This window comes from Arthrobacter sp. 10N43 (assembly GCF_056394525.1).
In genome coordinates this window covers 80,037-99,790 of the sequence record NZ_JBFTIA010000007.1, presented here as the reverse complement: position 1 = coordinate 99,790, position 19,754 = coordinate 80,037, and the positions used below count along the sequence as shown (strand labels likewise).

The 19,754-nt window shown below is 68.3% G+C and carries 23 protein-coding genes; 12 read left to right on the top strand and 11 right to left on the bottom strand.

Annotated features, from left to right (window positions below):
* The first annotated feature begins 103 nt into the window (after positions 1-103).
* Positions 104-1,420: an MFS transporter gene (locus AC1DDO_RS15275; protein ID WP_476867888.1), complete on the top strand. Its 1,317-nt coding sequence runs from the start codon at positions 104-106 to the stop codon at positions 1,418-1,420.
* Positions 1,421-1,539: 119 nt separating this feature from the next.
* Here AC1DDO_RS15275 and AC1DDO_RS15270 read toward each other — a convergent pair whose 3' ends face one another.
* Positions 1,540-2,625 (bottom strand): ATP-dependent DNA ligase, encoded by a 1,086-nt coding sequence (locus AC1DDO_RS15270; RefSeq protein ID WP_476867887.1) that lies wholly within the window; start codon positions 2,623-2,625, stop codon positions 1,540-1,542.
* A 210-nt stretch (positions 2,626-2,835) separates the two neighbouring features.
* Between AC1DDO_RS15270 and AC1DDO_RS15265 the strand changes: the two genes are divergently transcribed.
* On the top strand, positions 2,836-3,072 hold the full coding sequence (locus AC1DDO_RS15265; protein ID WP_476867886.1) for a hypothetical protein: 237 nt from the start codon (positions 2,836-2,838) through the stop codon (positions 3,070-3,072).
* 3 nt (positions 3,073-3,075) lie between these two features.
* Here the strand turns inward: AC1DDO_RS15265 and AC1DDO_RS15260 are convergent, their stop codons facing one another.
* The 3 genes from AC1DDO_RS15260 to AC1DDO_RS15250 all read right to left on the bottom strand — a co-directional run bounded on the left by AC1DDO_RS15260 (position 3,076) and on the right by AC1DDO_RS15250 (position 4,840).
* Positions 3,076-3,429 carry a MoaD/ThiS family protein gene (locus tag AC1DDO_RS15260; RefSeq protein ID WP_476867885.1) on the bottom strand — a complete coding sequence of 118 codons (354 nt, stop codon included), beginning with the start codon at positions 3,427-3,429 and terminating at the stop codon, positions 3,076-3,078.
* Between the two features lie 4 nt (positions 3,430-3,433).
* Positions 3,434-4,561, bottom strand: coding sequence for a WD40/YVTN/BNR-like repeat-containing protein (locus AC1DDO_RS15255; RefSeq protein ID WP_476867884.1), 1,128 nt, complete (start codon positions 4,559-4,561; stop codon positions 3,434-3,436).
* Positions 4,562-4,627: 66 nt separating this feature from the next.
* Positions 4,628-4,840 carry a hypothetical protein gene (locus AC1DDO_RS15250; protein ID WP_441409215.1) on the bottom strand — a complete coding sequence of 71 codons (213 nt, stop codon included), beginning with the start codon at positions 4,838-4,840 and terminating at the stop codon, positions 4,628-4,630.
* 138 nt (positions 4,841-4,978) lie between these two features.
* On the opposite strand from AC1DDO_RS15250, the gene AC1DDO_RS15245 reads away from it, so the two are divergent.
* From AC1DDO_RS15245 to AC1DDO_RS15230, 4 genes are all read left to right on the top strand, one after another.
* The gene (locus AC1DDO_RS15245) at positions 4,979-5,476 is read left to right on the top strand and encodes a universal stress protein (protein ID WP_476867883.1); all 498 of its coding nucleotides are present in this window, start codon (positions 4,979-4,981) and stop codon (positions 5,474-5,476) included.
* Between the two features lie 215 nt (positions 5,477-5,691).
* Positions 5,692-6,075: a metal-sensitive transcriptional regulator gene (locus AC1DDO_RS15240; protein WP_476867882.1), complete on the top strand. Its 384-nt coding sequence runs from the start codon at positions 5,692-5,694 to the stop codon at positions 6,073-6,075.
* A gap of 67 nt (positions 6,076-6,142) precedes the next feature.
* The gene (locus AC1DDO_RS15235) at positions 6,143-6,373 is read left to right on the top strand and encodes a heavy-metal-associated domain-containing protein (RefSeq protein ID WP_441409212.1); all 231 of its coding nucleotides are present in this window, start codon (positions 6,143-6,145) and stop codon (positions 6,371-6,373) included.
* 59 nt (positions 6,374-6,432) lie between these two features.
* Positions 6,433-8,787 carry a heavy metal translocating P-type ATPase gene (locus tag AC1DDO_RS15230; protein ID WP_476867881.1) on the top strand — a complete coding sequence of 785 codons (2,355 nt, stop codon included), beginning with the start codon at positions 6,433-6,435 and terminating at the stop codon, positions 8,785-8,787.
* Between the two features lie 77 nt (positions 8,788-8,864).
* Here the strand turns inward: AC1DDO_RS15230 and AC1DDO_RS15225 are convergent, their stop codons facing one another.
* Both AC1DDO_RS15225 and AC1DDO_RS15220 read right to left on the bottom strand, forming a co-directional pair.
* Positions 8,865-9,137, bottom strand: a complete 273-nt coding sequence (locus tag AC1DDO_RS15225) for a DUF2277 domain-containing protein (RefSeq protein ID WP_441409210.1) — start codon at positions 9,135-9,137, stop codon at positions 8,865-8,867.
* Positions 9,138-9,235: 98 nt separating this feature from the next.
* A complete protein-coding gene (locus tag AC1DDO_RS15220; RefSeq protein WP_476867906.1) occupies positions 9,236-10,189 on the bottom strand; it encodes an EamA family transporter in 954 nt (317 codons plus the stop codon).
* Between the two features lie 228 nt (positions 10,190-10,417).
* Here AC1DDO_RS15220 and AC1DDO_RS15215 point away from each other — a divergent pair, with 228 nt between their 5' ends.
* Positions 10,418-10,960, top strand: coding sequence for a CGNR zinc finger domain-containing protein (locus AC1DDO_RS15215; protein ID WP_476867880.1), 543 nt, complete (start codon positions 10,418-10,420; stop codon positions 10,958-10,960).
* A 70-nt stretch (positions 10,961-11,030) separates the two neighbouring features.
* Here AC1DDO_RS15215 and AC1DDO_RS15210 read toward each other — a convergent pair whose 3' ends face one another.
* The 3 genes from AC1DDO_RS15210 to AC1DDO_RS15200 form a co-directional block, all read right to left on the bottom strand.
* Positions 11,031-11,384 carry a hypothetical protein gene (locus AC1DDO_RS15210; protein WP_476867879.1) on the bottom strand — a complete coding sequence of 118 codons (354 nt, stop codon included), beginning with the start codon at positions 11,382-11,384 and terminating at the stop codon, positions 11,031-11,033.
* A gap of 84 nt (positions 11,385-11,468) precedes the next feature.
* Positions 11,469-12,062 (bottom strand): hypothetical protein, encoded by a 594-nt coding sequence (locus AC1DDO_RS15205; protein WP_476867878.1) that lies wholly within the window; start codon positions 12,060-12,062, stop codon positions 11,469-11,471.
* A gap of 78 nt (positions 12,063-12,140) precedes the next feature.
* Positions 12,141-13,496: an MATE family efflux transporter gene (locus AC1DDO_RS15200; RefSeq protein WP_476867877.1), complete on the bottom strand. Its 1,356-nt coding sequence runs from the start codon at positions 13,494-13,496 to the stop codon at positions 12,141-12,143.
* A 147-nt stretch (positions 13,497-13,643) separates the two neighbouring features.
* Between AC1DDO_RS15200 and AC1DDO_RS15195 the strand changes: the two genes are divergently transcribed.
* Both AC1DDO_RS15195 and AC1DDO_RS15190 read left to right on the top strand, forming a co-directional pair.
* Complete coding sequence (locus AC1DDO_RS15195; protein WP_476972196.1) at positions 13,644-14,078, top strand: DoxX family protein; 435 nt, start codon at positions 13,644-13,646, stop codon at positions 14,076-14,078.
* A gap of 180 nt (positions 14,079-14,258) precedes the next feature.
* The gene (locus AC1DDO_RS15190) at positions 14,259-15,233 is read left to right on the top strand and encodes an acyl-CoA thioesterase (protein ID WP_476867875.1); all 975 of its coding nucleotides are present in this window, start codon (positions 14,259-14,261) and stop codon (positions 15,231-15,233) included.
* A gap of 23 nt (positions 15,234-15,256) precedes the next feature.
* Here the strand turns inward: AC1DDO_RS15190 and dnaB are convergent, their stop codons facing one another.
* Positions 15,257-16,642: a replicative DNA helicase gene (gene dnaB / locus AC1DDO_RS15185; protein WP_390201354.1), complete on the bottom strand. Its 1,386-nt coding sequence runs from the start codon at positions 16,640-16,642 to the stop codon at positions 15,257-15,259.
* Between the two features lie 759 nt (positions 16,643-17,401).
* Here dnaB and AC1DDO_RS15180 point away from each other — a divergent pair.
* Both AC1DDO_RS15180 and AC1DDO_RS15175 read left to right on the top strand, forming a co-directional pair.
* Positions 17,402-17,869 (top strand): hypothetical protein, encoded by a 468-nt coding sequence (locus tag AC1DDO_RS15180; RefSeq protein ID WP_476972195.1) that lies wholly within the window; start codon positions 17,402-17,404, stop codon positions 17,867-17,869.
* A gap of 3 nt (positions 17,870-17,872) precedes the next feature.
* Positions 17,873-18,445: a hypothetical protein gene (locus AC1DDO_RS15175; RefSeq protein ID WP_476972194.1), complete on the top strand. Its 573-nt coding sequence runs from the start codon at positions 17,873-17,875 to the stop codon at positions 18,443-18,445.
* A gap of 20 nt (positions 18,446-18,465) precedes the next feature.
* On the opposite strand, the gene AC1DDO_RS15170 is transcribed toward AC1DDO_RS15175, so the two are convergent.
* Positions 18,466-19,092, bottom strand: a complete 627-nt coding sequence (locus tag AC1DDO_RS15170; protein WP_476867872.1) for an FMN reductase — start codon at positions 19,090-19,092, stop codon at positions 18,466-18,468.
* Positions 19,093-19,247: 155 nt separating this feature from the next.
* Here AC1DDO_RS15170 and AC1DDO_RS15165 point away from each other — a divergent pair, with 155 nt between their 5' ends.
* Positions 19,248-19,670, top strand: a complete 423-nt coding sequence (locus AC1DDO_RS15165) for a DUF1801 domain-containing protein (RefSeq protein WP_476867871.1) — start codon at positions 19,248-19,250, stop codon at positions 19,668-19,670.
* Positions 19,671-19,754: the final 84 nt, after the last annotated feature.

The following is a 19,754-nucleotide window of genomic DNA, read 5'->3' as shown; positions in this document are numbered from 1 at the left end:
TCCGGGTCTTTCCACGGACCTCCGGTTGCACCACACTTAAACCAGTGGCAGCCGAGACCTTCCTGATCCATCCGCGACAACGTCGTCACACCAAAGGAACACCATGAGCCACACAGTCCCGTCCACGACGCCGGGTACCGTCACAGGAGGGACGCCGAAGAAGGCGGCCCTTGCCAGCTTCCTGGGCAGCGCCGTCGAGTATTACGACTTCTTCATCTTCGGTTCCGCAGCGGCACTGATCTTCCCGCACGTGTTCTTCCCTGATGCGGACACCAACGCGGCCATCATGTCCTTCGCTACCTTCGGCTTCGCCTACGTGGCCCGTCCGGTCGGCGCCGTCGTCCTTGGCCACTTCGGGGACCGGGTGGGCCGCCGAAAGGTCCTGATGTTCACGCTGCTGCTGATGGGAGCCTCCACGTTCGTTATCGGCTGCCTTCCGGACTTCAAGACGGTCGGCTGGTGGGCTCCGGCGCTGCTGGTGCTGGCCCGGCTTTGCCAGGGCCTGTCCGCAGCCGGCGAGCAGGCCGGCGCGTCGTCCATGACGCTCGAGCACGCCCCGGACGGCCGCCGCTCCTTCTTCACCTCCTGGACCCTGACCGGAACCCAGGGCGGCCAGATCCTCGCCGCCCTCGTCTTCATCCCCGTCCTGGCCCTGCCCGACGAGATCAAGTACACCATCGGCTGGCGCATCCCGTTCTGGCTCAGCGCCGTGGTTGTGCTGATCGCGTTCTTCATCCGCCGCACCCTGCATGAGCCGCCGGCGTTCGAGGAAGCCAGGAAGACCGCGCAGATCTCCAAGCTCCCGGTTGCCGACCTCCTCAAGGACCACTGGCGCGATGTCCTCCGCGTCATCGCCTGCGCCTTCATCGCCGCCGTGTCCACCGTTTTCGGCACACTCGCCATCAGCTACGCCAAGAACGTCGCCGGCGTGGACGGCACCACCACGCTCTGGCTCGTGGTGGGCGCCAACTTCATGGCCCTGGGCACCCAGCCGCTCTTCGGCATGCTCGCGGACAAGATCGGCCGCAAGCCGGTCTTCATCTACGGCGCACTGTCCAGTGCGGTCCTGACCCCGGTATTCCTGCTGAGCCTCGAATCCGGCAGCGTCCCCCTGATGTTCCTCGCGGCAGTCGGGTTCTTCTCCTTCGGCTACGCTGCAGCCAACGCGGTCTGGCCCTCCTTCTACGCCGAAATGTTCAGCACCAACGTCCGCTTCTCCGGCCTCGCGATCGGCACCCAGCTGGGCTTCCTGATGGCCGGGTTCGCCCCGGCGATCGTTGCGGCCATGGGCGGCATCCAGCCCGGCGGCTGGGTCCAGATCAGCATCTTCACCGGCATCATCTGCCTGATTGCCACGGTTGCGGCCCTGACAGCCAAGGAAACCTTCAAGGTCCCCACCCGGGAGCTCGGCCAGCACTAGTTTCCCGCCCGGCGCAGCCGGCAGTTCCGCACCGTACGACGGCGGCCCGTCCCTTCTGGGGCGGGCCGCCGCCTGTTTTTGGGGTTGCCGGCGCTTTGGGTCTCGCCGCCGCCCGGGCGTCAGGGAGTGGCGCCGAGCACCGCGGCGAGATCGAACTTCACCGGCTCCTCCAGCTGGCCGTAAGTGCAGGAGCGGGGTTCCCGGTCCGGACGCCAGCGGACGAACTGCGCGGTGTGGCGGAACCGCTCGCCCTCCATGTGGTCGTACTTCACTTCCACCACGCGCTCGGGCCGGAGCGGGGTGAAGGACAGGTCCTTGCTGCCGCTCCACCGGCTCCCCTCGGCGTTCCGCGGCGTCCGCGCACCGTCCTCCTGCCGGGCCCAGGCCCAGGGGTGGTCCTCGAACCCGGTGACCAGCTCCTGCAGCTCGGCAAACAACCCCTGGCGCCGCGCCATCGGGAAGGCGCCCACCACCCCGACACTTGCCAGCACCCCCGCGTCGTCGTAGAGCCCCAGCAGCAACGAACCGATCCGTTCAGGGCCCGACGTGTGCACCCGGTAGCCGGCGAGCACGCAATCGGCGGTGCGCTCGTGCTTGACCTTGACCATGGCGCGCTTGTCCGGCTGGTACGTGCCCTCCAGCGTCTTGGCCACAATGCCGTCGAGTCCGGCGCCCTCGAACTGCCGGAACCAGCGCTGCGCCGTGTCCCGGTCTGGCGTGGCGGCCGTGACGTGGACGGGGGCCGCGCTTGCCGCCAGGGCGCGTTCGAGTTCACTCCGGCGCTCGGCAAAGGGTTTGCCCGTCAGGTCCTCATCCCCCAGGGCCAGCAGGTCGAAGGCCACGAACCGCGCCGGGGTCTGCTGCGCGAGCAGCTTCACGCGGCTTGCCGCCGGATGGATGCGCTGCTGCAGCGCATCGAAGTCGAGCCGGTCCCCGGAGGCCGCCACCAGGATGATCTCGCCGTCCACCACGCAGCGCTCCGGCAGCTCTGCTTTCAGCGCCTCGACGAGCTCGGGGAAGTAGCGCGTCATCGGTTTGCCGTTGCGGCTGCCGATCTCCACCTCGTCCCCGTCACGGAAGATGATCGAGCGGAAGCCGTCCCATTTCGGCTCGAACAGCCATCCCGTTCCGGCGTCCGTCGCCGGCAGGGCGGGGAGTGCTTTGGCCAGCATGGGCGCAATGGGAGGCATCAACGGCAGTCGCATAGCGCCCATTCTTGCGCCGCGGACCCGGTACCGCCAGCCCCGGGGGCGGGGATTCCTCGCGCGCCAGGGGTCAAGGCAGGGCGGGTAACCGCGGCGCCGTCGAAAACTAACCCGCCCCTTACCGTGCTGAAACGCCGACGCAACATTGGCGCAGGACACTGGAAGTGCCGGCAAGAGCAGGCACCAGCTCCAGTCCAGGAGGCCCCCGCCATGTTGAAGGAAGCCAAAGCCCATGTGACCCGTATCCGTGCCCTCGACCAGCTGCATCGCGGCGATGAGATCGAGGCCCGCCTCAGCGTGGGCCCTAACTACGACGACGTCGTGATCCGCCGCGGCCGCGTCCAGGAAACGGCCCCCGGAATCGGCGTCGTCTGGATCATGGACCGCCATACCGGCATGCGCAAGGCCATCAACACGGACGAATGCACCGTCTGGCGGGTTGCCTGAGGCTCAGCCTCCCGCCACTGACTGGATGATGAGGACTTCCTGGCCCGGGGCCACGGCAGTCACCAGGCCCTGCAGCCGCCGGATCTCATTCCCGTTGACGTATATATTCACGTAGCGGCGAACTGTTCCGGTCTCGTCCCGCAACCGCCGCGACAGCGCGGGGTAGTCCCCGGTCACGGTATCCAGCAACCACTCCACCGTCACCGCAGCCTCCGCGGGCGCAGTCAGGATGGACTGCCCGCCGGCCAGCGGCTGGAGAACGCTGGGCAGGACCACACTGATCGCGGACCCGGCAGGCACGGATTCGCCGTTGGCCGTGCCGCCGTTATTGCCCTCGCCGTCCATGCGCTTGTTCATCCCGTCACGGTTGCGCCGGTACGAGGGCCGCGGAAACCACGGCCGCGCGAACGCACAGCACGTCCGGAAGGTGCGAGGCGATTTCGGCGAAGTGTTCCCCCTCGTCAGCGCTGGCGTAGACACTCCCGCCCCGCGTCCCGAAGTAGACACCCGTGGGCTCGGCTTGGTCGACGCTGGCAGCATCGCGCAGCACAACGTTGTATTCGGCCCCGGGGAGCCCGGCGTCGAGCCGCTTCCAGCTGGCGCCGGCGTCATCCGTCCGGTGCACGGCCAACTTGCCGTCCGGCGGAATTCGCTCACCGTCTGCCTTCAGCGGGATCACCCAGGCCGTGCCGGACCGGCGCGGATGCGTCAGCATCACAAAGCCGAAGTCCGCCGGCAGCCCTTCGGCGATTGATACCCATGACTCGCCGCCGTCGTCGCTGCGGTAGACGCCGTGGTGGTTTTGCGCGTACAGGCGTCCGTCGTCGGCGGCGTCGGCCGCGATCTTGTGGACGCACTGGCCGAATTCCGGGTTGGGATCCGGCATGAAGTAGGCGGAGATCCCCTTGTTGCGCGGCTCCCAGGAGGCGCCGCCGTCGAGCGAGCGGTAGACCCCTCCCGTGCTCATGGCCACGTGGACCTTCTCGCCCGTGGGGTCCACGACAATCGAGTGCGCCGCGGCACCGCCGTAGCCTGCACCCCATTCGCTGCGGTGCGGATGGTCCCAGAGGCCGCGGTTAAGCTCGAAGTGCTCGCCGCCGTCGGTCGATTTCCAGACGGAGATCGGCTCGCAGCCTGCCCACACGACGCCCGGGCGGGACTCGGCGTCGGGGTGGATCTGCCAGATCCGTTCCAGGGCGGCGTCCGTGCCGTCGGGGAACGTGATGGCGCCGTTTTCGGGCTCGCTCCAGGTTCCGCCCAGGTCATCGGAGTGGAAAACCGTGGGACCCCAATGCTCGGAGCGGACCCCCACCAGGATCCGGGTCCTGCCATCGCGGGTGTCGATGCCGATGCTGGGCACCTCGTTCATGAGGAAGTGCGGCCCGGACAGGAACCAGTCCTTCCGGTCCGGGCTGGTGGCCAGCCAAAGGCCTTTTTTGGTCCCGATCGCCAGGACATAACTCTCTGCAGCAGTAGCCATGCCACCCATGCAACCATCCAGGCCCGAAGGCCGCAATGGTTTTATGCCGGCGCCACCGGCGCCGGCGCACCGGTGTCAGTCGACGAACTCCGACTGCGTCTCGATGAAGTCCCAATCCGCCGTCGTCAAGAGCACGGCGACTTCGGCGGACGATTCCGCGGGACTGGGCCCGCCGGCGTCGGCGATACCGCGCAGCACGGCCTCCGGCAGTTCGATGGTCCGGAGATTCTCCCGGAGCCATTCCTTGCTCGCCAAATCCAGATCCAACCACCACATGTAGATCTCCACGGGGGCCTCCTCCATCCTGTTTCTTCAACCGTAGGCCCCGGCCCCGGGGTGTTCAAGGGGCGCGCCTGCGCCGTCCCGGGCTGCGGGAACGGGAAGTAAGCCCCTGTTCAGGGCAGTGCCCCGGCGCCAGAATGAAGTATGTCTGAGAACTCCGGCAACAGCCCGGCGCCCCTTGTGGTGGGCGTGGTACCGGGGCAGCATCCCGAGGTGCTGCAGACGGCGGCATTCCTTGCCAAGAGCCTCGCCGCGCCCCTGATCTTCGCGTACGTGGACGAGGCAAGCTACCTCGTGGAATGGGACCCGGCGCGGTCCGCGCACCGCTTGTCGCTGCACCCGGACGCGGACAACGCCCGGATCCGGGAGACCACCCAGGAGTTGCGTTCCACCCTCGAGGCAGGCTGCGCAGACCTGGGAATCGAGTGGAGCCTGCGGACCCTGGCCGGGGATCCCGCGCGGGCGATCGGCAGGCTGTCCGCGGACGTCAACGCGCGCATGATCGTGGTGGGTACCCCCGAGCGCGGCATGGGCCACCGCATTTCCGCGGCCCTCAACGGCTCCGTGGCGGCGTGGTTGAGCCACCATCAGGAGCGTCCGATCCTGGTGGTCCCGGCGGCCGTTCCGGCGGGAAGAAAATAAAGCGAAAGTACTTATTCGGAGCGCTGGCGTTATCCCACTACCGCCGAGTAAGCTCGATGTGTAGGCCGGATGAGCCGCCTACCCCAAAGCTGCTCCGGAGTGCGTATCCCCCAATAACGCACTCCGGAGCTCTTTAACGTGCGCATCGCCCCGGCTTTTGCGCCGGCTCCTCCCCGGACCTTGAAACATACCCCTAGGGGGTATAGGTTGGGGGCATGAGCGAGTCAGAAGTTCCGCCGTCGGATTCAGCGACCTTGGATACAGCACCCTTGGATTCAGCGACCTTGGATTCAGCACCCCAGGAGCAGCACGGCTACACCTCCAACAAAGACGCCTACCTGCGCCGGCTCAAGCGAATCGAAGGGCAGGTCCGCGGCATCGCCCGGATGGTTGACGAGGACAAGTACTGCATCGACATCCTCACCCAGGTTGCCGCCGTCAACAAGGCCCTGCATGCCGTGAGCCTGGGGCTCGTCGAGGAGCACATCGGCCACTGCGTTGTCGGCGCCGCCGCCGAGCCGGATCCGGAGCTGCGGGCTGAGGCCATCGATTTCAAAGTCAAGGAAGCCACCGATGCCATCGGGCGCCTCCTGCGCTAGGACCTGCACCACCCACTACACCACCGGGCCGGGAGTCCATCCCCCGCCCAGCGACAAGGAGCACGCCATGGCCACCGTTTCCACTACCGTCAACGTTTCAGGCATGACCTGCGGCCACTGCGTGTCCTCCGTCAGCGAAGAACTCGAGGCGCTCTCCGGCGTCGAAAAGGTCGACGTCGACCTCAACGCCGGCGGCATCTCCACCGTCACGATCACCTCCAGCGAATCACTCTCGAACTCCGAGATCGGCGAGGCCGTCGCAGAGGCCGGCTACCTCGTGGTCGCCAGCGAGGCCTGACCGCCGCTCCCGGCAACGGCCGGCACAGCCAGGGAATCCAACAGAATCAGGAAGGCGCCGTGAGCAGGGAGCAGTTGTTGGACCAAGCCGGAAGCCGCGTCATTGACCTCGATATCGAGGGCATGACCTGTGCCTCCTGCGTCAACCGGGTCGAGCGCAAGCTCGGAAAGCTCGGCGGCGTCGAAGCCAGCGTCAACCTGCCCCTGGAGTCCGCCCGTGTCACGGTCCCGGCGGATATTTCCGACGAGCAAATCACCGCCACGGTTGCGGCCGCGGGTTACAAGGCCACCGTCAGGCCCTCCAGGTTCCCGGGCATGATGGCGGAGCCCACAGAACGCGCCGGCAGCGGTCTCGACGCTGGTCCCACAGCTGGTATCGAAGCTGGTCTCGAAGCTGGCGCCGCGGCTGGGGACCACCCGGCGTCGAACGCAGCCGCCAAACTCCGCCCGCGGCTCATCGTGGCGGCTGTGCTCACCGTCCCGGTGTTCGCGATCTCGATGATCCCGGCGTTGCGGTTCCCGGACTGGGGCTGGGTGGCCGCCGCCCTCGCCCTCCCGGTGGTCGCCTGGGCGGCGTGGCCGTTTCACCGGGCCGCGGCCATCAACGCCCGGCACCTGGCCTCGACCATGGACACACTGGTTTCCATCGGCGTGATTTCCGCCTATGCGTTCTCCGTCGGCCAGCTCCTTGCCGACCCGGGCATGACCGCACACCCGGCAGCGGAGGGCATGGGCTCCGGCGGCCTCTACTTCGAGGTCGCCTCCGTGGTCACCACCTTCCTGCTGCTGGGCCGCTACCTGGAGGCCACGGCCAAACTGAAGGCCGGCGACGCCCTCCGGGCCCTGCTCAGCCTCGGCGCCAAGGATGCCACCGTGCTGCGTGAGGGCCGCGAGGAGAAGATCCCCGCCGGGCAGCTGATGGTCGGAGACGTGCTCGTGGTCCGCCCGGGCGAGAAGATCGGCACGGACGGCGTGGTCCTGGACGGCTCCTCGGCCGTGGACGCCTCCCTGGTGACCGGAGAATCGGTGCCGGTGGAAGTCGGCCCGGGCAGCCAGGTCACCGGGGCCACCATCAACACCTCCGGCCGCCTCCTGGTCCGCGCCACCCGCGTCGGGTCTGAAACCACCCTGGCCCAGATGGGACGGCTTGTATCCGCGGCGCAGACCGGGAAGGCACCCATCGCCCGGCTCGCGGACCGCATCAGCGCGGTCTTCGTCCCCGTCGTCCTGGTGATCGCGGCCCTCACCTTCGGAGCCTGGCTGCTCGCCGCCGCGCCCGCCGGTGGCCCCGACGGGGTCCGCGCCGCCTTCACCGCCGCGGTAGCGGTCCTGGTCATCGCCTGCCCCTGCGCCCTGGGACTGGCCACGCCGGTGGGCCTGCTGGCGGGAACCGGCCGCGGCGCCCAGCTGGGCATCCTCATCAAGGGCCCGCAGGTCCTCGAGGACACCCGGACCGTGGATACCATCCTGCTGGACAAGACCGGCACCGTCACCACCGGCCGCCTTGCCGTGGAGGGTATCGAGGGCTTCGGAACGCACACCGAAGCCGAAGTCCTGCGCCTTGCCGGAGCGGTGGAACACGCCTCCGAGCACCCGATCGCCCGCGCCATCGCGGCCGCGGCACTGGCCGTGGAGCCGGGGCACGACGGCGCCGGCCCGGCCGCCGTCGCCGGCTTCCGGTCCGCGCCCGGCGGCGGGGTCCTGGGCACCGTGGAGGGCCGGCTGGTCGCCGCGGGGCGCACCGGCTGGCTGCTGGACAACGGCATCACGCCGTCCCCGGCACAGCAGGAGGCGTTCGCCGCCGCCGAAGACTCCGGCGCCACGGCCATCTGGGTCGCCGTGGACGGCGAACCCGCCGGAATCATCCGGCTGCGCGACACCCTCAAACCCGGCTCCCGGGCCGCGGTGGACCGGCTCCGCCAGCTGGGGCTGAGGCCCCTCCTGCTGACCGGGGACAACGCCGCGGTGGCCGCCCAGGTCGCTGCCGCCGTCGGAATCCCTCCGGAGGACGTGTTTGCCGGCGTGCTGCCCGAAGGCAAAGTCGAGGCCGTGAAGAGGCTGCAGGCCGCGGGCGCCACCGTGGCGGTGGCCGGCGACGGGGTCAACGACGCCGCGGCGCTGGCCCAGGCGGACTTGGGGGTGGCCATGGGCTCCGGGGCGGATGTTGCCATTGAAGCGGCGGACCTGACGGTCATGGGCAACGATCTGGGGCACGTGGCGCAGGCAATCGAACTTTCGCGCCGAACGCTGTCCACCATCAAGGCCAACCTCTTCTGGGCCTTCTTCTACAACGCCGTGGGCATTCCCGTGGCGGCCCTGGGGCTCCTGAACCCGATGATCGCCGGGGCAGCCATGGCCGCGAGCTCGGTGCTGGTGGTGGCCAACTCGCTGAGGCTGCGCAGCTTCGGCAGGTAGGCCGGCGCACAGGGGTCCGGCCTTCGTAGGCCGCGCCGTCGGGCCGTCCAATCAGGTCGCGCCGTCAGGCCGCGGCCTCAAGCCGCCCCGAAGCGGACGGCAGCCCTGGCTTTGGCCTTGGCGGCTTCCTCATCGCGGTCCCTGGCCGGAGCGTGGGTCACCAGGGCGTCGAGCAGGTGCTGCGTCGCGTGCGCGATCTCATGCACAGCCCGGTTGAAGGCCTCTTCATTGGCCTTGGACGGCTTGGTGCTGCCACTGATCTTGCGGACATATTGCAGCGCGGCGGCCTCCACCTCGGCGGTGGTCGCGTGCGGCTCAAAATTGTGGAGGGTCCGGATATTTCGGCACATATCCCCATGGTAAGTGCCTTCGCGTCCGGGAACGAGGGTCCCGGGAGCAAAAAGCGGCACCCGGCGGGCAAGGCCTGCCGGGTGCCGCAATGCGTGGCTTAGGGCACCGGCTCGCAGTCGTTCGCGTGGTCCAGCGCCGCCGCACTGGTGCCCGCCGGGGCCCGGAGCTCGTCCAGCCGGACCAGCACCACGCCGCCGACGATCAGCAGCCCGCCCAGGAGCTGGATGGGTCCGGGCAGTTCGCCGAGCAGCAGCCACGCCCAGATCACGGCGAACAGCACTTCGGTGAGCGAGACAAAGGACGCCACTTTCGAACCGAGCGCCCGCGCGGCGACAATTCCGGACACGTACGCCACCACAGTGGCCAGGACCACGAGGCCGCCCAGCGCCACCCACCACGGGGTGACCCAGGGTCCCAGGCGGGTGTCGGCGGTGCTGAAGGCCATCGGCAGCAGCCCGGTTGCCGCGGTCAGCCACATGACAACCGCACCCACCATGAGCCCGCCCGAGGCCAGGACAATGGGCGGGAGCGTGTCGTTTTCCTTGGCGGTGATGAAGAAGTAGATCGCGAGGCAGACGGCTGCTGCGATCCCCCACAGCACGCCGATGACGTCGATCTTCACGGCTCCCGTGAGGTCCAGGACCAGGACCAGCCCGCCGAGGGACAGGAGGGTTCCCGCGATGGTCAGCGGCCGGGGCCGTTTCCGGCTGGCGGCCCACAGCCAGAGCACAATGAGCACCGGTGCGAGATACTCCAGCAGCAAGGCGACGCCGACCGAGAGCCGGGACACGGCGTTGAAGTAGAACAGCTGGCAGGCGGCGACGCCGATGAATCCGAACAGCAGCACGGTCAGCCAGTTGTCGCGGAGCTGGTGCCAGCGCCCGCGCAGGGCGAAAACGGCGGGGACGGCCAGAATCAGCGCCGCGCCGGTGAGCCGGGCCGTGACCGCCGCTCCGGGTGTCCAGCCCGTTTCCAGAAGAGCCTTGGCGAAAGATCCGGAGAGCCCGAACACCGCGGAGGAAAACAAGGCGACGCCCAGGCCCGAGGCCATGAATCCGGACGAGGCGCCGGCCCGGCCGGCAGGCTGCGGGGTGTCCTGTTTGGTGCCCTGCTGGCGGTCCCGCGTGACGCCGGCCGGTTCGGAGGCAGCCCGCTGGGCGGCAAGGTCTCGTACCGGGGCGGCGGCGGAGCGCTGGGGGGCAGACACGGGCATTCTCCTGTCAGGAGTAAAGTAGGGTTATGGTCATGACGTTACGCCCCGGCGAGGTAAGGAGTCAAGATGGTTTTTGCCCCTGACACGGAAGTTGCCCTGCGTTCTGTGGTCAACCTCATAAACACCGCCGCCAACGGTGAGGAACATCTGGCCACCGGCAAGGACCTGGACGACTTCCTGGAGGCCGAGGGGTTCACCGGCTCCCGGACCCGGGACGAGGCGGAGCTGGCCAGCGTGCGGCACCTGCGCAACGAGCTCGCCGAGCTCTGGCTGGCGGACGAGGCCACGGCCGCGGAGACCGTGAACCGCCTGCTACGGGAGGCCCGGGCGCTGCCCCATCTGGTCAAGCATGATCCCTGGGACTGGCACCTGCACGCCACGACGCCGGAGGCCCCCCTGGCCGACCGGATGAGCACGGAGGCGGCCATGGCGATCGTCGATGTGATCCGCAGCAAGGAAATGGACCGTCTGCTGGTGTGCGCGGCGGACGACTGCGACGCCGTCGTACTGGATCTGAGCCGGAACCGCTCGAAGCGCTACTGCGACACGGGAAACTGCGCCAACCGCGCCCACGTGGCCGCGTACCGGGCCCGGAAAGCCGCGTCCTGACAGCGGCCGCGGGCCATTCTTTTCATGATCAGGACCGCGGGGTTAGGGCTGGGAAGTCAAGGCTGCGGGCTTAGGCCTGCGGGCCGCCGTCGCGGGTATCGGCGGGGCCCGCCTCGGGACGGGACTGCCCGCCGCGGCCGGAGGGCGTCCGCTTGGAACTGAGGTTGACGCCCGAGCCCTTCCCCAGGTCCGCGGGGTTGTCCTTGTGGCTCATCGCGAGCATGGCCGCCACCACCAGGATCACTATGAAGGCGATCCCGGCGCCGATGAGTGCCAGGTCGAAGCGGGGCGAGCGGGCGCTGCCGCCCGAGGCGAAGATCAGGACGCCGAAGAACACCACCACGGCCCAGAACGCGGAGAACATGAGCGGTCCCTTGACCGAGGTCCGCAGGCTGCGGGGCGCTCCGGGTTTCTGCTGTGCCAAGGTGATTTCCTCCTGCAGCCCGCGCGGGGAGGCGTGGCTGTCTTGTTACCGCAATTGTTCTACGCCGGGTAGAACCTGTCGGTACTAGTTTACGGCCTTTGCGGAATCGCCCCGAGCATCGTGCCGCAGGGTCAAGCCGGACAGCATCCAGAGGACGCCGCTGATGATGGCTCCGCCGCCCGCAACGCCGAGGAGGGCGTGCGGGCCCAGGCCGATGAAGAACGGCAGCGCGATCGCAGTGCCCAGTCCGATGACGCCGGAGGTGATCCAGTCGCGGGCCAGCACGGACCGGCCGCGGCCGAGGATGCCGGCGAACAGCTCAGCAGCGCCGGCCACGCCCAGGCCCAACGCGGCGATTGTTCCAAAGATGAGGGAGGCGGGAATCAGGGCCACGGCCGCTCCCGCGCCCGCCAGGGCTGCCCCGCCGGCGGAGAGGATCCGGCCGGCACCTTCCCGCGGGGAGTACCCGGTCTTGGGCACGGTCCAGATGATGACCACACCGGTGGCCAGCAGGTAGAGGCCGCCGGCCCAGCCCATGCCCGCCTCGGGCGGTGCGGCCCAGAACACGGTTACGGCGCCGAACACGAGCGCAACGGCGGCCCGGACAAGGACGGGCTTCCATAGGTCGGCCGCGGCGCGGATGGCAGGGGTCGCGTCAGGCGCTGCGGGAAGAGTCACCCGTCCAGTTTAGTGCGAAGCCGCCCCGGCGCGCGCCGGGGCGGGCGGCATCTGCCGGCACCCGGGGGCCTTTCCGGCTCAGCGCGCGCCGAGGACCATCCATTTCTCCGTCCTGGCCCGGAGGCCCAGCGTCAGCGCGCGTGCCGCCATGTAGCCCAGGGAGAAGGCCGCCCACAGCCAGAGCAGGCCCGCGCCGGTACCGGCGCCGGGATTCCGCACTGCCAGCAGCAGCGGCAGGTAGGCCGCGAGATTGACGACGCCGGCGATCGCCAGATAGCGGGCGTCGCCCGCCCCGATGAGGACGCCGTCGAGGACAAAGACGTATCCGGCGAGGGGCTGCCCGGCGGCGAGCACCCACAGGGCGAGCGTCAGCGCCGCCCGGACGTCGGCGTCGGAGGTGAAGAGTGCGCCCGCCCACGGCGCCGCCACCGCGAGGAGGATCCCGGTCAGGACGCCGAAGCCGATCCCCCACCGGGTCATGGTGCGGGTCAGCGCGCGGGCCGCCGCGGGCCGGGCCGCGCCAAGTTCTTTGCCGATCAGCGCCTGGGCCGCAATCGCGAGGGCGTCCAGGGCGAAGGCGAAGAATGTGAAGATGGTCATGGCCAGCTGGTGCGCCGCGAGGTTGACCGGACCCTGCGCGGTGACCACCACGACGGTGGCGAGGATCGCGATGCGCAGGCTGAGCGTGCGCAGCATCAGCCAGGAGCCCACCCGGGTCAGGGCCCGGATGCCGTGCCAGTCCGGCCGCAGGGGCACCCCGTGGTGGCGGGCATTGCGCCGGACGATCAGCACGTAGACGGCCGCCATGGCCCATTGTGCGATGCTGGTGCCGATCGCCGAGCCGGCGACTGAGAGCTGGAGCCCGTAGACCAGGAGGAAGTTCAGCGCGATGTTCAGGGTGAACCCGGCGGCGGCGACGATCAACGGGGTCCGGGTGTCCTGCAGCCCGCGCAGCACTCCGGTGCCCGCGAAGATCAGCAGCATCGCGACGAGTCCGGGCATCGAGGCGCGCAGGTAGTCCACCGCGAACGCCAGCACTTCGCCGCGGGCGCCCATCAATTCCAGGAGCGGCCCGGCGGACAGGAAGCCCGCCACGGCGAGGACGATTCCGAGCAGCAGGGCCAGCCAGACGCCGTCGCGGCCGGCCGCGAGGGCCTTGGGCAGTTGGCCGTTGCCGATCGCGCGCGCCACGGCCGGGGTGGTGGAGTAGGCGAGGAAGACCATGAGGCCCACCACCGTATGCAGCACCGCGGAGGCCAGCCCGACGCCGGCGAGCTGCGCCACGCCGAGGTGGCCGACGATCGCCGAATCGGCCAGCAGGAACAGCGGTTCGGCGATCAGGGCGCCGAAAGCGGGGACGGCAAGGCGCAGGATTTCCCGGTTCCGGCTCGCGGCGGCCGGCAGGGTGGCGGAGGTCGGGGACAAGGCGGGCACGGATCCACCCTAGCGGCACTCCCGGCGTCATACATTTCCATATTAGTTGACATTTCAACTAAAACTCGGGAAGACTTGATCCTGAACGCAACCGAAGTCGCGGCGGAACACAGCCGCGGCGCCTCCTCTTACGAAACGGTATTTCCCATGAACCAGCCCGCCCTCACCACCTCGGCCCGCACCATCCTGCGCCTCGTCACCGGATTCCTCTTCGCCGCCCACGGCTGGCAGAAGTTCTACGAATTCACCATTCCCGGCACCCAGGCCGCGTTCACCCAGATGGGTGTCCCCGCGGCACAGGTTGCCGCACCGGTGGTCGCGACCCTGGAACTGGCCGGCGGCATCGCCCTGATCCTGGGCGTCCTGACCCGCGTGTTCGCCGTTCTGCTCGCCGTGGACATGCTGGGCGCCCTGTTCCTGGTCCACGCCTCCGCCGGAGTGTTCGCCGCCACCGGCGGCTACGAACTGGTGCTGCTGCTGGCCGCCGCAGCCCTGGCCGTGGCCCTCGTCGGCGCGGGCAAGGTCTCCGTAGACAAGGTGCTGTTCGGCCGCGCCAGCTCCAGGCTCGGCGTCCTGGCCTAGTCCCCCCGCTTCCCCAGGCACACTTCTTCAGCGCACTTCTTCAACGCATATATTCAGCTACGGCGGGCGGTCACCTTAAGGTGGCCGCCCGCCGTCGTATGTCATCGGGTTATGGCGTCCCGGACAGCGATTGTGTCGCCGGTCCGCGGCACCTGCCGGGCCCTTCAGTAAACTCACAGCATGAGCGAGAATGCGCCCAATGCCGTGACCCTGCGCTTCCTGGCGGCCCCCACCGATGTCGGCCACAGCGGCTCGGTGGACGCCGGCACCGTGCTCGAGTGGGTGGACAAGGCGGCCTATGCCGCCGCCGTCGGCTGGTCCAAGTCCTACTGCGTGACGGCCTATGTGGGGAACATCCACTTCGCGGACCCTGTCAACAGCGGGGACATGGTGGAGGTCGAGGCCACCATCGTCTATACCGGACGGTCCTCGATGCACATCCGCACGGTCGTGTCCTCGGGCGATCCGAAGGGCGGCCCTGCCACCATGCGCAGCCAGTGCATCGTGATCTTCGTGGCCGTGGGCGCCGACGGCAAGCCCATCCCGGTGCCGCAGTTTGAACCGGTGACGGGCGAAGAAATCGAACAGCGGGATAACGCGCTGGCCCGGATCAAGGTCCGCGAGGACATCGTGGAGGCCATGAGCGGCCAGGAATATACCGACGCCGGCACTGCAGAGCAGGTGGTGCTGCGGTTCATGGCGGCGCCGACGGACGTGAACTGGGGCGGCAAGGTCCACGGCGGCATCGTGATGAAGTGGATCGATGAGGCCGCCTACGTCTGTGCCTCCCGCTACTGCGGGAAGGACACCGTGGCCGTGTTTTCCGGCGGCGTGCGGTTCTACCGGCCGCTGCTGATCGGCGACGTCGTGGAGGTGGAGGCCCGCCTGGTCTACACCGGCACGAAGGGGATGCACATCGCCGTCCATGTCCGCTCGGGGGACCCCAAGGGGCGCGAACTGAACCTCACCACCTACTGCCTGACCGTCATGGTGGCCCGCGACGAAGCCGGCACCTCGGTCCCGGTTCCGCAGTGGGTGCCGGTCTCCGCCGAGGACACGCGGCTCCACGCCCACGCCCGCGAACTGCTGGAAATCCGCGGCCGGGCGCCAGGGAACCGGCTGCCCAACCACCTGCTCGCGGCCGGCGAGGGCTAGGGCAGGCTGAGGGTTAGGGCGGGCTAGAAGCCGCCGCCCCCGCCGGCGTCGGCCGCCATGTTGGCGAACCGCGAGTAGTGGCCCTGGAAGGCCACAACAATGTCCTTTGTGGGACCGTTACGGTGCTTGGCGATCAGAATGTCCGCCTCGCCGGCGCGCGGGGACTCCTTGTCGTAGACGTCTTCGCGGTGCAGCAGGATCACCATGTCGGCGTCCTGCTCGATGGAGCCGGATTCGCGCAGGTCCGAGACCATGGGGCGCTTGTCCTGGCGCTGCTCGGAGCCACGGTTCAGCTGCGACAGCGCGATCACGGGGACCTGGAGTTCCTTGGCGAGCAGCTTCAGGGCTCGGGAGAACTCGGAGACTTCCTGCTGGCGGGATTCGACCTTCTTGCCCGAGCTCATGAGCTGCAGGTAGTCCAGGATCACGAGCTTGAGGTCATGTTGCTGCTTGAGCCGCCGGCACTTGGCCCGGATTTCCATGAGCGACATGTTGGGGCTGTCATCGATGAACAGCGGGGCATCGTTCATGCGGCCCATGGTGGTGGCAATCTTGGACCACTGCTCGTCCTTGATGGTGCCCTTGCGGAGGTCCTGGAGACCGATGGTCGCCTCGGCGGACAGCAGGCGCATCGCGATCTCGTTGCGGCCCATTTCGAGGGAAAACATGACTGTGGCCAGGTTGTTCTTGATGGCGGCCGAACGGGCGAAGTCGAGGGCGAACGTGGATTTACCGACAGCCGGGCGGGCGGCGATGACGATCATCTGGCCGGGGTGCAGGCCATGGGTCAGCTCATCGAGCTCGTAGAAACCGGTGGGGACGCCCACCATGCCCTCGCCGCGGTGCCCCGAGGCTTCGATCTCGTCCACCGTGGACTCCATGACGTCCTTGAGGACCACGTAGTCCTCGGCGGTGCGGCGTTCGGCGACGGCGTAGACCTCGGCCTGGGCCTGGTTGACGAGGTCTTCTACCTCGCCGTCCTGTCCGTAGCCGAGCTGGACAATCTTGGTGCCGGCGTTGACCAGCCTGCGGAGCACGGCCCGTTCGGCCACGATTTCGGCGTAGTAGCCGGCGTTTGCAGCGGTGGGAACGGTCTGGATGAGCTCGTGCAGATAGGCCGGGCCACCGATCCGGTTGATCTCGCCGCGCTTGGTCAGCTCGTCCGAGACCGTCACGGCGTCCGCGGGCTCGCCGCGGCCGTAGAGGTCGATGATCGCCTCGTAGATGGTTTCGTGGGCCGGACGGTAGAAGTCCTGGCCACGCAGGATCTCGACGACGTCGGCAATCGCGTCCTTGGACAGCATCATGCCGCCCAGGACTGACTGCTCCGCGGGAATGTCCTGCGGGGGCTTGCGGCTGCCCTCGGCTCCCCGCGTACCCTCGACTGAGTCCAGATGCGTAACTGACAAAACTGCGTCCTCCATAGTGAGCCGTGGCGGATATCCGTTCGCCGCGGCGCGTAAGCGCTGTGCCTCGAGGCCCAGCCGCTGTGATGCCAAACTGCGTTGGTGCTGAACTGCGGTGACACCGACCGGCGGTGACGCCCAACTGCGGTGACGCCCAACTGCGGTAATGCCAAACTGCGGTGACGCCCAGCGGCAAACCCGGCGCATGCCGGCCGCTCAATTCTTATCAGTCAGCTCCGACAGTTCCCGCCGGTCCGCCGCACCGCCGTTATCCACAGCGCTGGTGCGGCTGCAGAGCCACCGGGATCCGGGGATGGGTTCCTTGCGGGCACCACCCGGCGGCCACAGGATTTTCCGCTTCCAAGGCCCGATACCCTGCAACGTTATCCGCCGATCGGGCAGGCACCAACCCGGCCACCCCACTCCCCTGTGGATAACCTGTGCACTACTGCCTGATGCTTGTGCACAGTCTGTGGGTAGGGCTGTGGATAGAAAAAAACTTGTGTCCGCAATCCGCCCTTGACCTGCAGAAACATTGGATTCATGTTGTGGACACAAAAGATTTTCCACCAAGCTTCATCCACAGCCTGCACCTTGCGGCTGGGGATTCAGCACCGCGCCGGAGGCCATATTTGCCGCCCAATGCACGAATTTTGTGGCCGGACTCACGCCGCAGCGCCGAATTGACGCCGGCCGCGGGGGCACTGTACGTGCGGTGCGGAATATGCTGTGGATAACCGCAATCTGGCATAAGCTCTAAGCATGGCCGATGTACTGATAGTCATGTTGCCTGCCCTCATTCTGACGGCGGTGCTCTGGGCGATGGTCACGGCGCTGAAACCGCGGAATTTCGGCATTTCCGACGCAGAGCGCTACCAGCGGGAACTGGCGGTGAAGTCACAGGCGCACTACGCTGCGCAGGTCCAGGCTGCGGTTGCCGCCCGCGCAAAGATCGAAGCGACCACCCGTCCCAGCCAGAACTCCGCGCAGCAGTCACAACAGGCCGACCACGCCCGCTCCGCCCTGCTGGCCCACAGCGCCGCGACCTTTGCCGGGGCCCGCCCCGGCCACCAGGACACCCTGCTCGCCTTCGGACAGCTCAGCCCCCAACTCTTCCTGGAGCTTCAGTCGATGGCCCGCAGCGGCCACAAGATCAAGGCAACGCGGATGCTGCAGCAGGCGACGCACTCGGACCACAAGACCGCCAAGAATTACGTAGAACGGCTCTAGCGCATGGATTCGCTGCTCATTCCCGTACTGATCCTGGTCCTAGTGGCCGCAGGGGTGCTGATAGTGGTCCGGGCCTGGAGCCGCCGCGGCGAACGCCCCACGCCCTCGTCCAGGCCGCAGCCGGCGCCCGACTCCGCCGACGTGGCCCGCGCCGCGGCCGCCAGGCTCAACGAGGAGCAGCACCGGCGGCTTTACGCACTGATAGCCCAGGGGCAGGCTATGGCCGCCATCAAGGTGTACCTCGAGGCCACCGGTGAGGGCCTCCGGGCGTCCCGCGACGCCGTCGCAGCCCTGGCGGCGCACCCCCAGCCCTACCGGGCCCCCGAGGCCGCACCGGAAGCCGTTGCGGACGAGGAGGACGTGCCGCAGCGGTTCCCGTACCGCTACCGCGCCATCGCCAGCAAGGGAGATGTCACGCGCGAGGTGAGCAGCAACATGCTCAATGATGAGATTTACGGCAGGATCCGCACTCTCGCCAAGAGCGGCGACACCGAGGCCGCAGCGACGGCCCTGACCCGCCACTCGGATATTTCCATGAAGCAGGCCAGGGAATTCATCGCCCTGCTCGGCGACTGAGCACGACTCCCGTTCCGGCGCTACCGCGTGCCCGAGATGCCGGCGAGCAATTGCTCAAACGGCAGCGACTCCAGGGGCACCGGCTTCTGCTGCGGCCCTGAGTCCTGCAGCAGGCTGACAAACTCCCCCGCTGCCCGGTCCACCCGCGCCGAGAGCGGCGAGCCGCCGTCGTCGTTGTTGCCCCAGTCCTGGGGCCCGGCGAAGACAGCGGTGGCCGCGATCCTGGTGCGCAGGTAGGTGAAAAGCGGCCGCATCGCAAAGTCCAGCACCATCTGGTGCCGGTCCGTTCCCGCGGTGGCGCCCAGCACGACCGCCTTGCCCTCCAGCGACTTGGGATCGAGGACATCGATGAAGGATTTGAAAAGCCCGCTGTAGGAGGCGCTGAACACGGGGCTGACGGCGATGATGCCGTCGGAGGCATGGACGCCGGCGATCACTTCGGCCAGCCGCGGAGCCGCATAGCCGGTCACGAAGTTGTTGGCGATGTCCACGGCGAGGTCCCGGAGTTCCACGACCTCGACGTCGGCGGCGTAGCCGGCCGCGGCAAGCTGCCGCTCGGCCGACGCCGCCAGCTGGTCGGCCAGCAGACGGCTCGACGACGGGACGCCCAGTCCGGCGGAGATAACGGTAATACGGCGGGTTTCCACGGAGTGCTCCTAAGTTGAATCCAGGTCAGCAACGCTAATACATGCGTTTGCATCTACCCTTTCAAGGGCCCGAGGCGTGGATTTATTCCCGGGCTTTCGCTCCCCCACAGGCCGCGCCGACTGACAGGGATTCCGCGCTCTGGAAGACTGCCCTCATGGCTGAAAACAAAACGCAGGCAACCGGCGCGTCTGTCGAGGAGTTCCTGGCCGCCGTCGAGCACCCGGTCCGGCGCGGCGACGGGCTGCGGCTGCTCACGCTGATGTCCGGAATCACTGGGGAAGCGGCGGAAATGTGGGGCCCAACCATCGTGGGCTTCGGCCGCTACCACTACAAGTACGCGAGCGGCAGGGAAGGTGATGCCCCTGCGGTCGGATTCTCGCCCAGGAAATCCAGCCTGTCGCTCTACGGGCTCACCGACGGGCCGGAGGCTGTCGATCTGCTCGGCCGGCTGGGCAAGCACAAGCTCGGTGCCGGCTGCCTGTACGTCAACAAACTCGACGACGTCGACGAGGCCGTGCTGGCGGAACTGATCCGGCACGGCTATCGGCACGTCACCACGGTGCTGCACCACGGCTAAGGCGAATCCGCCCCGCGTGACAGTTAAAGCGGAAGTTAAAGCGGAAGGCCCCCGCCTTCGGTCCCTCAAAGGGGTCCGGAGGCG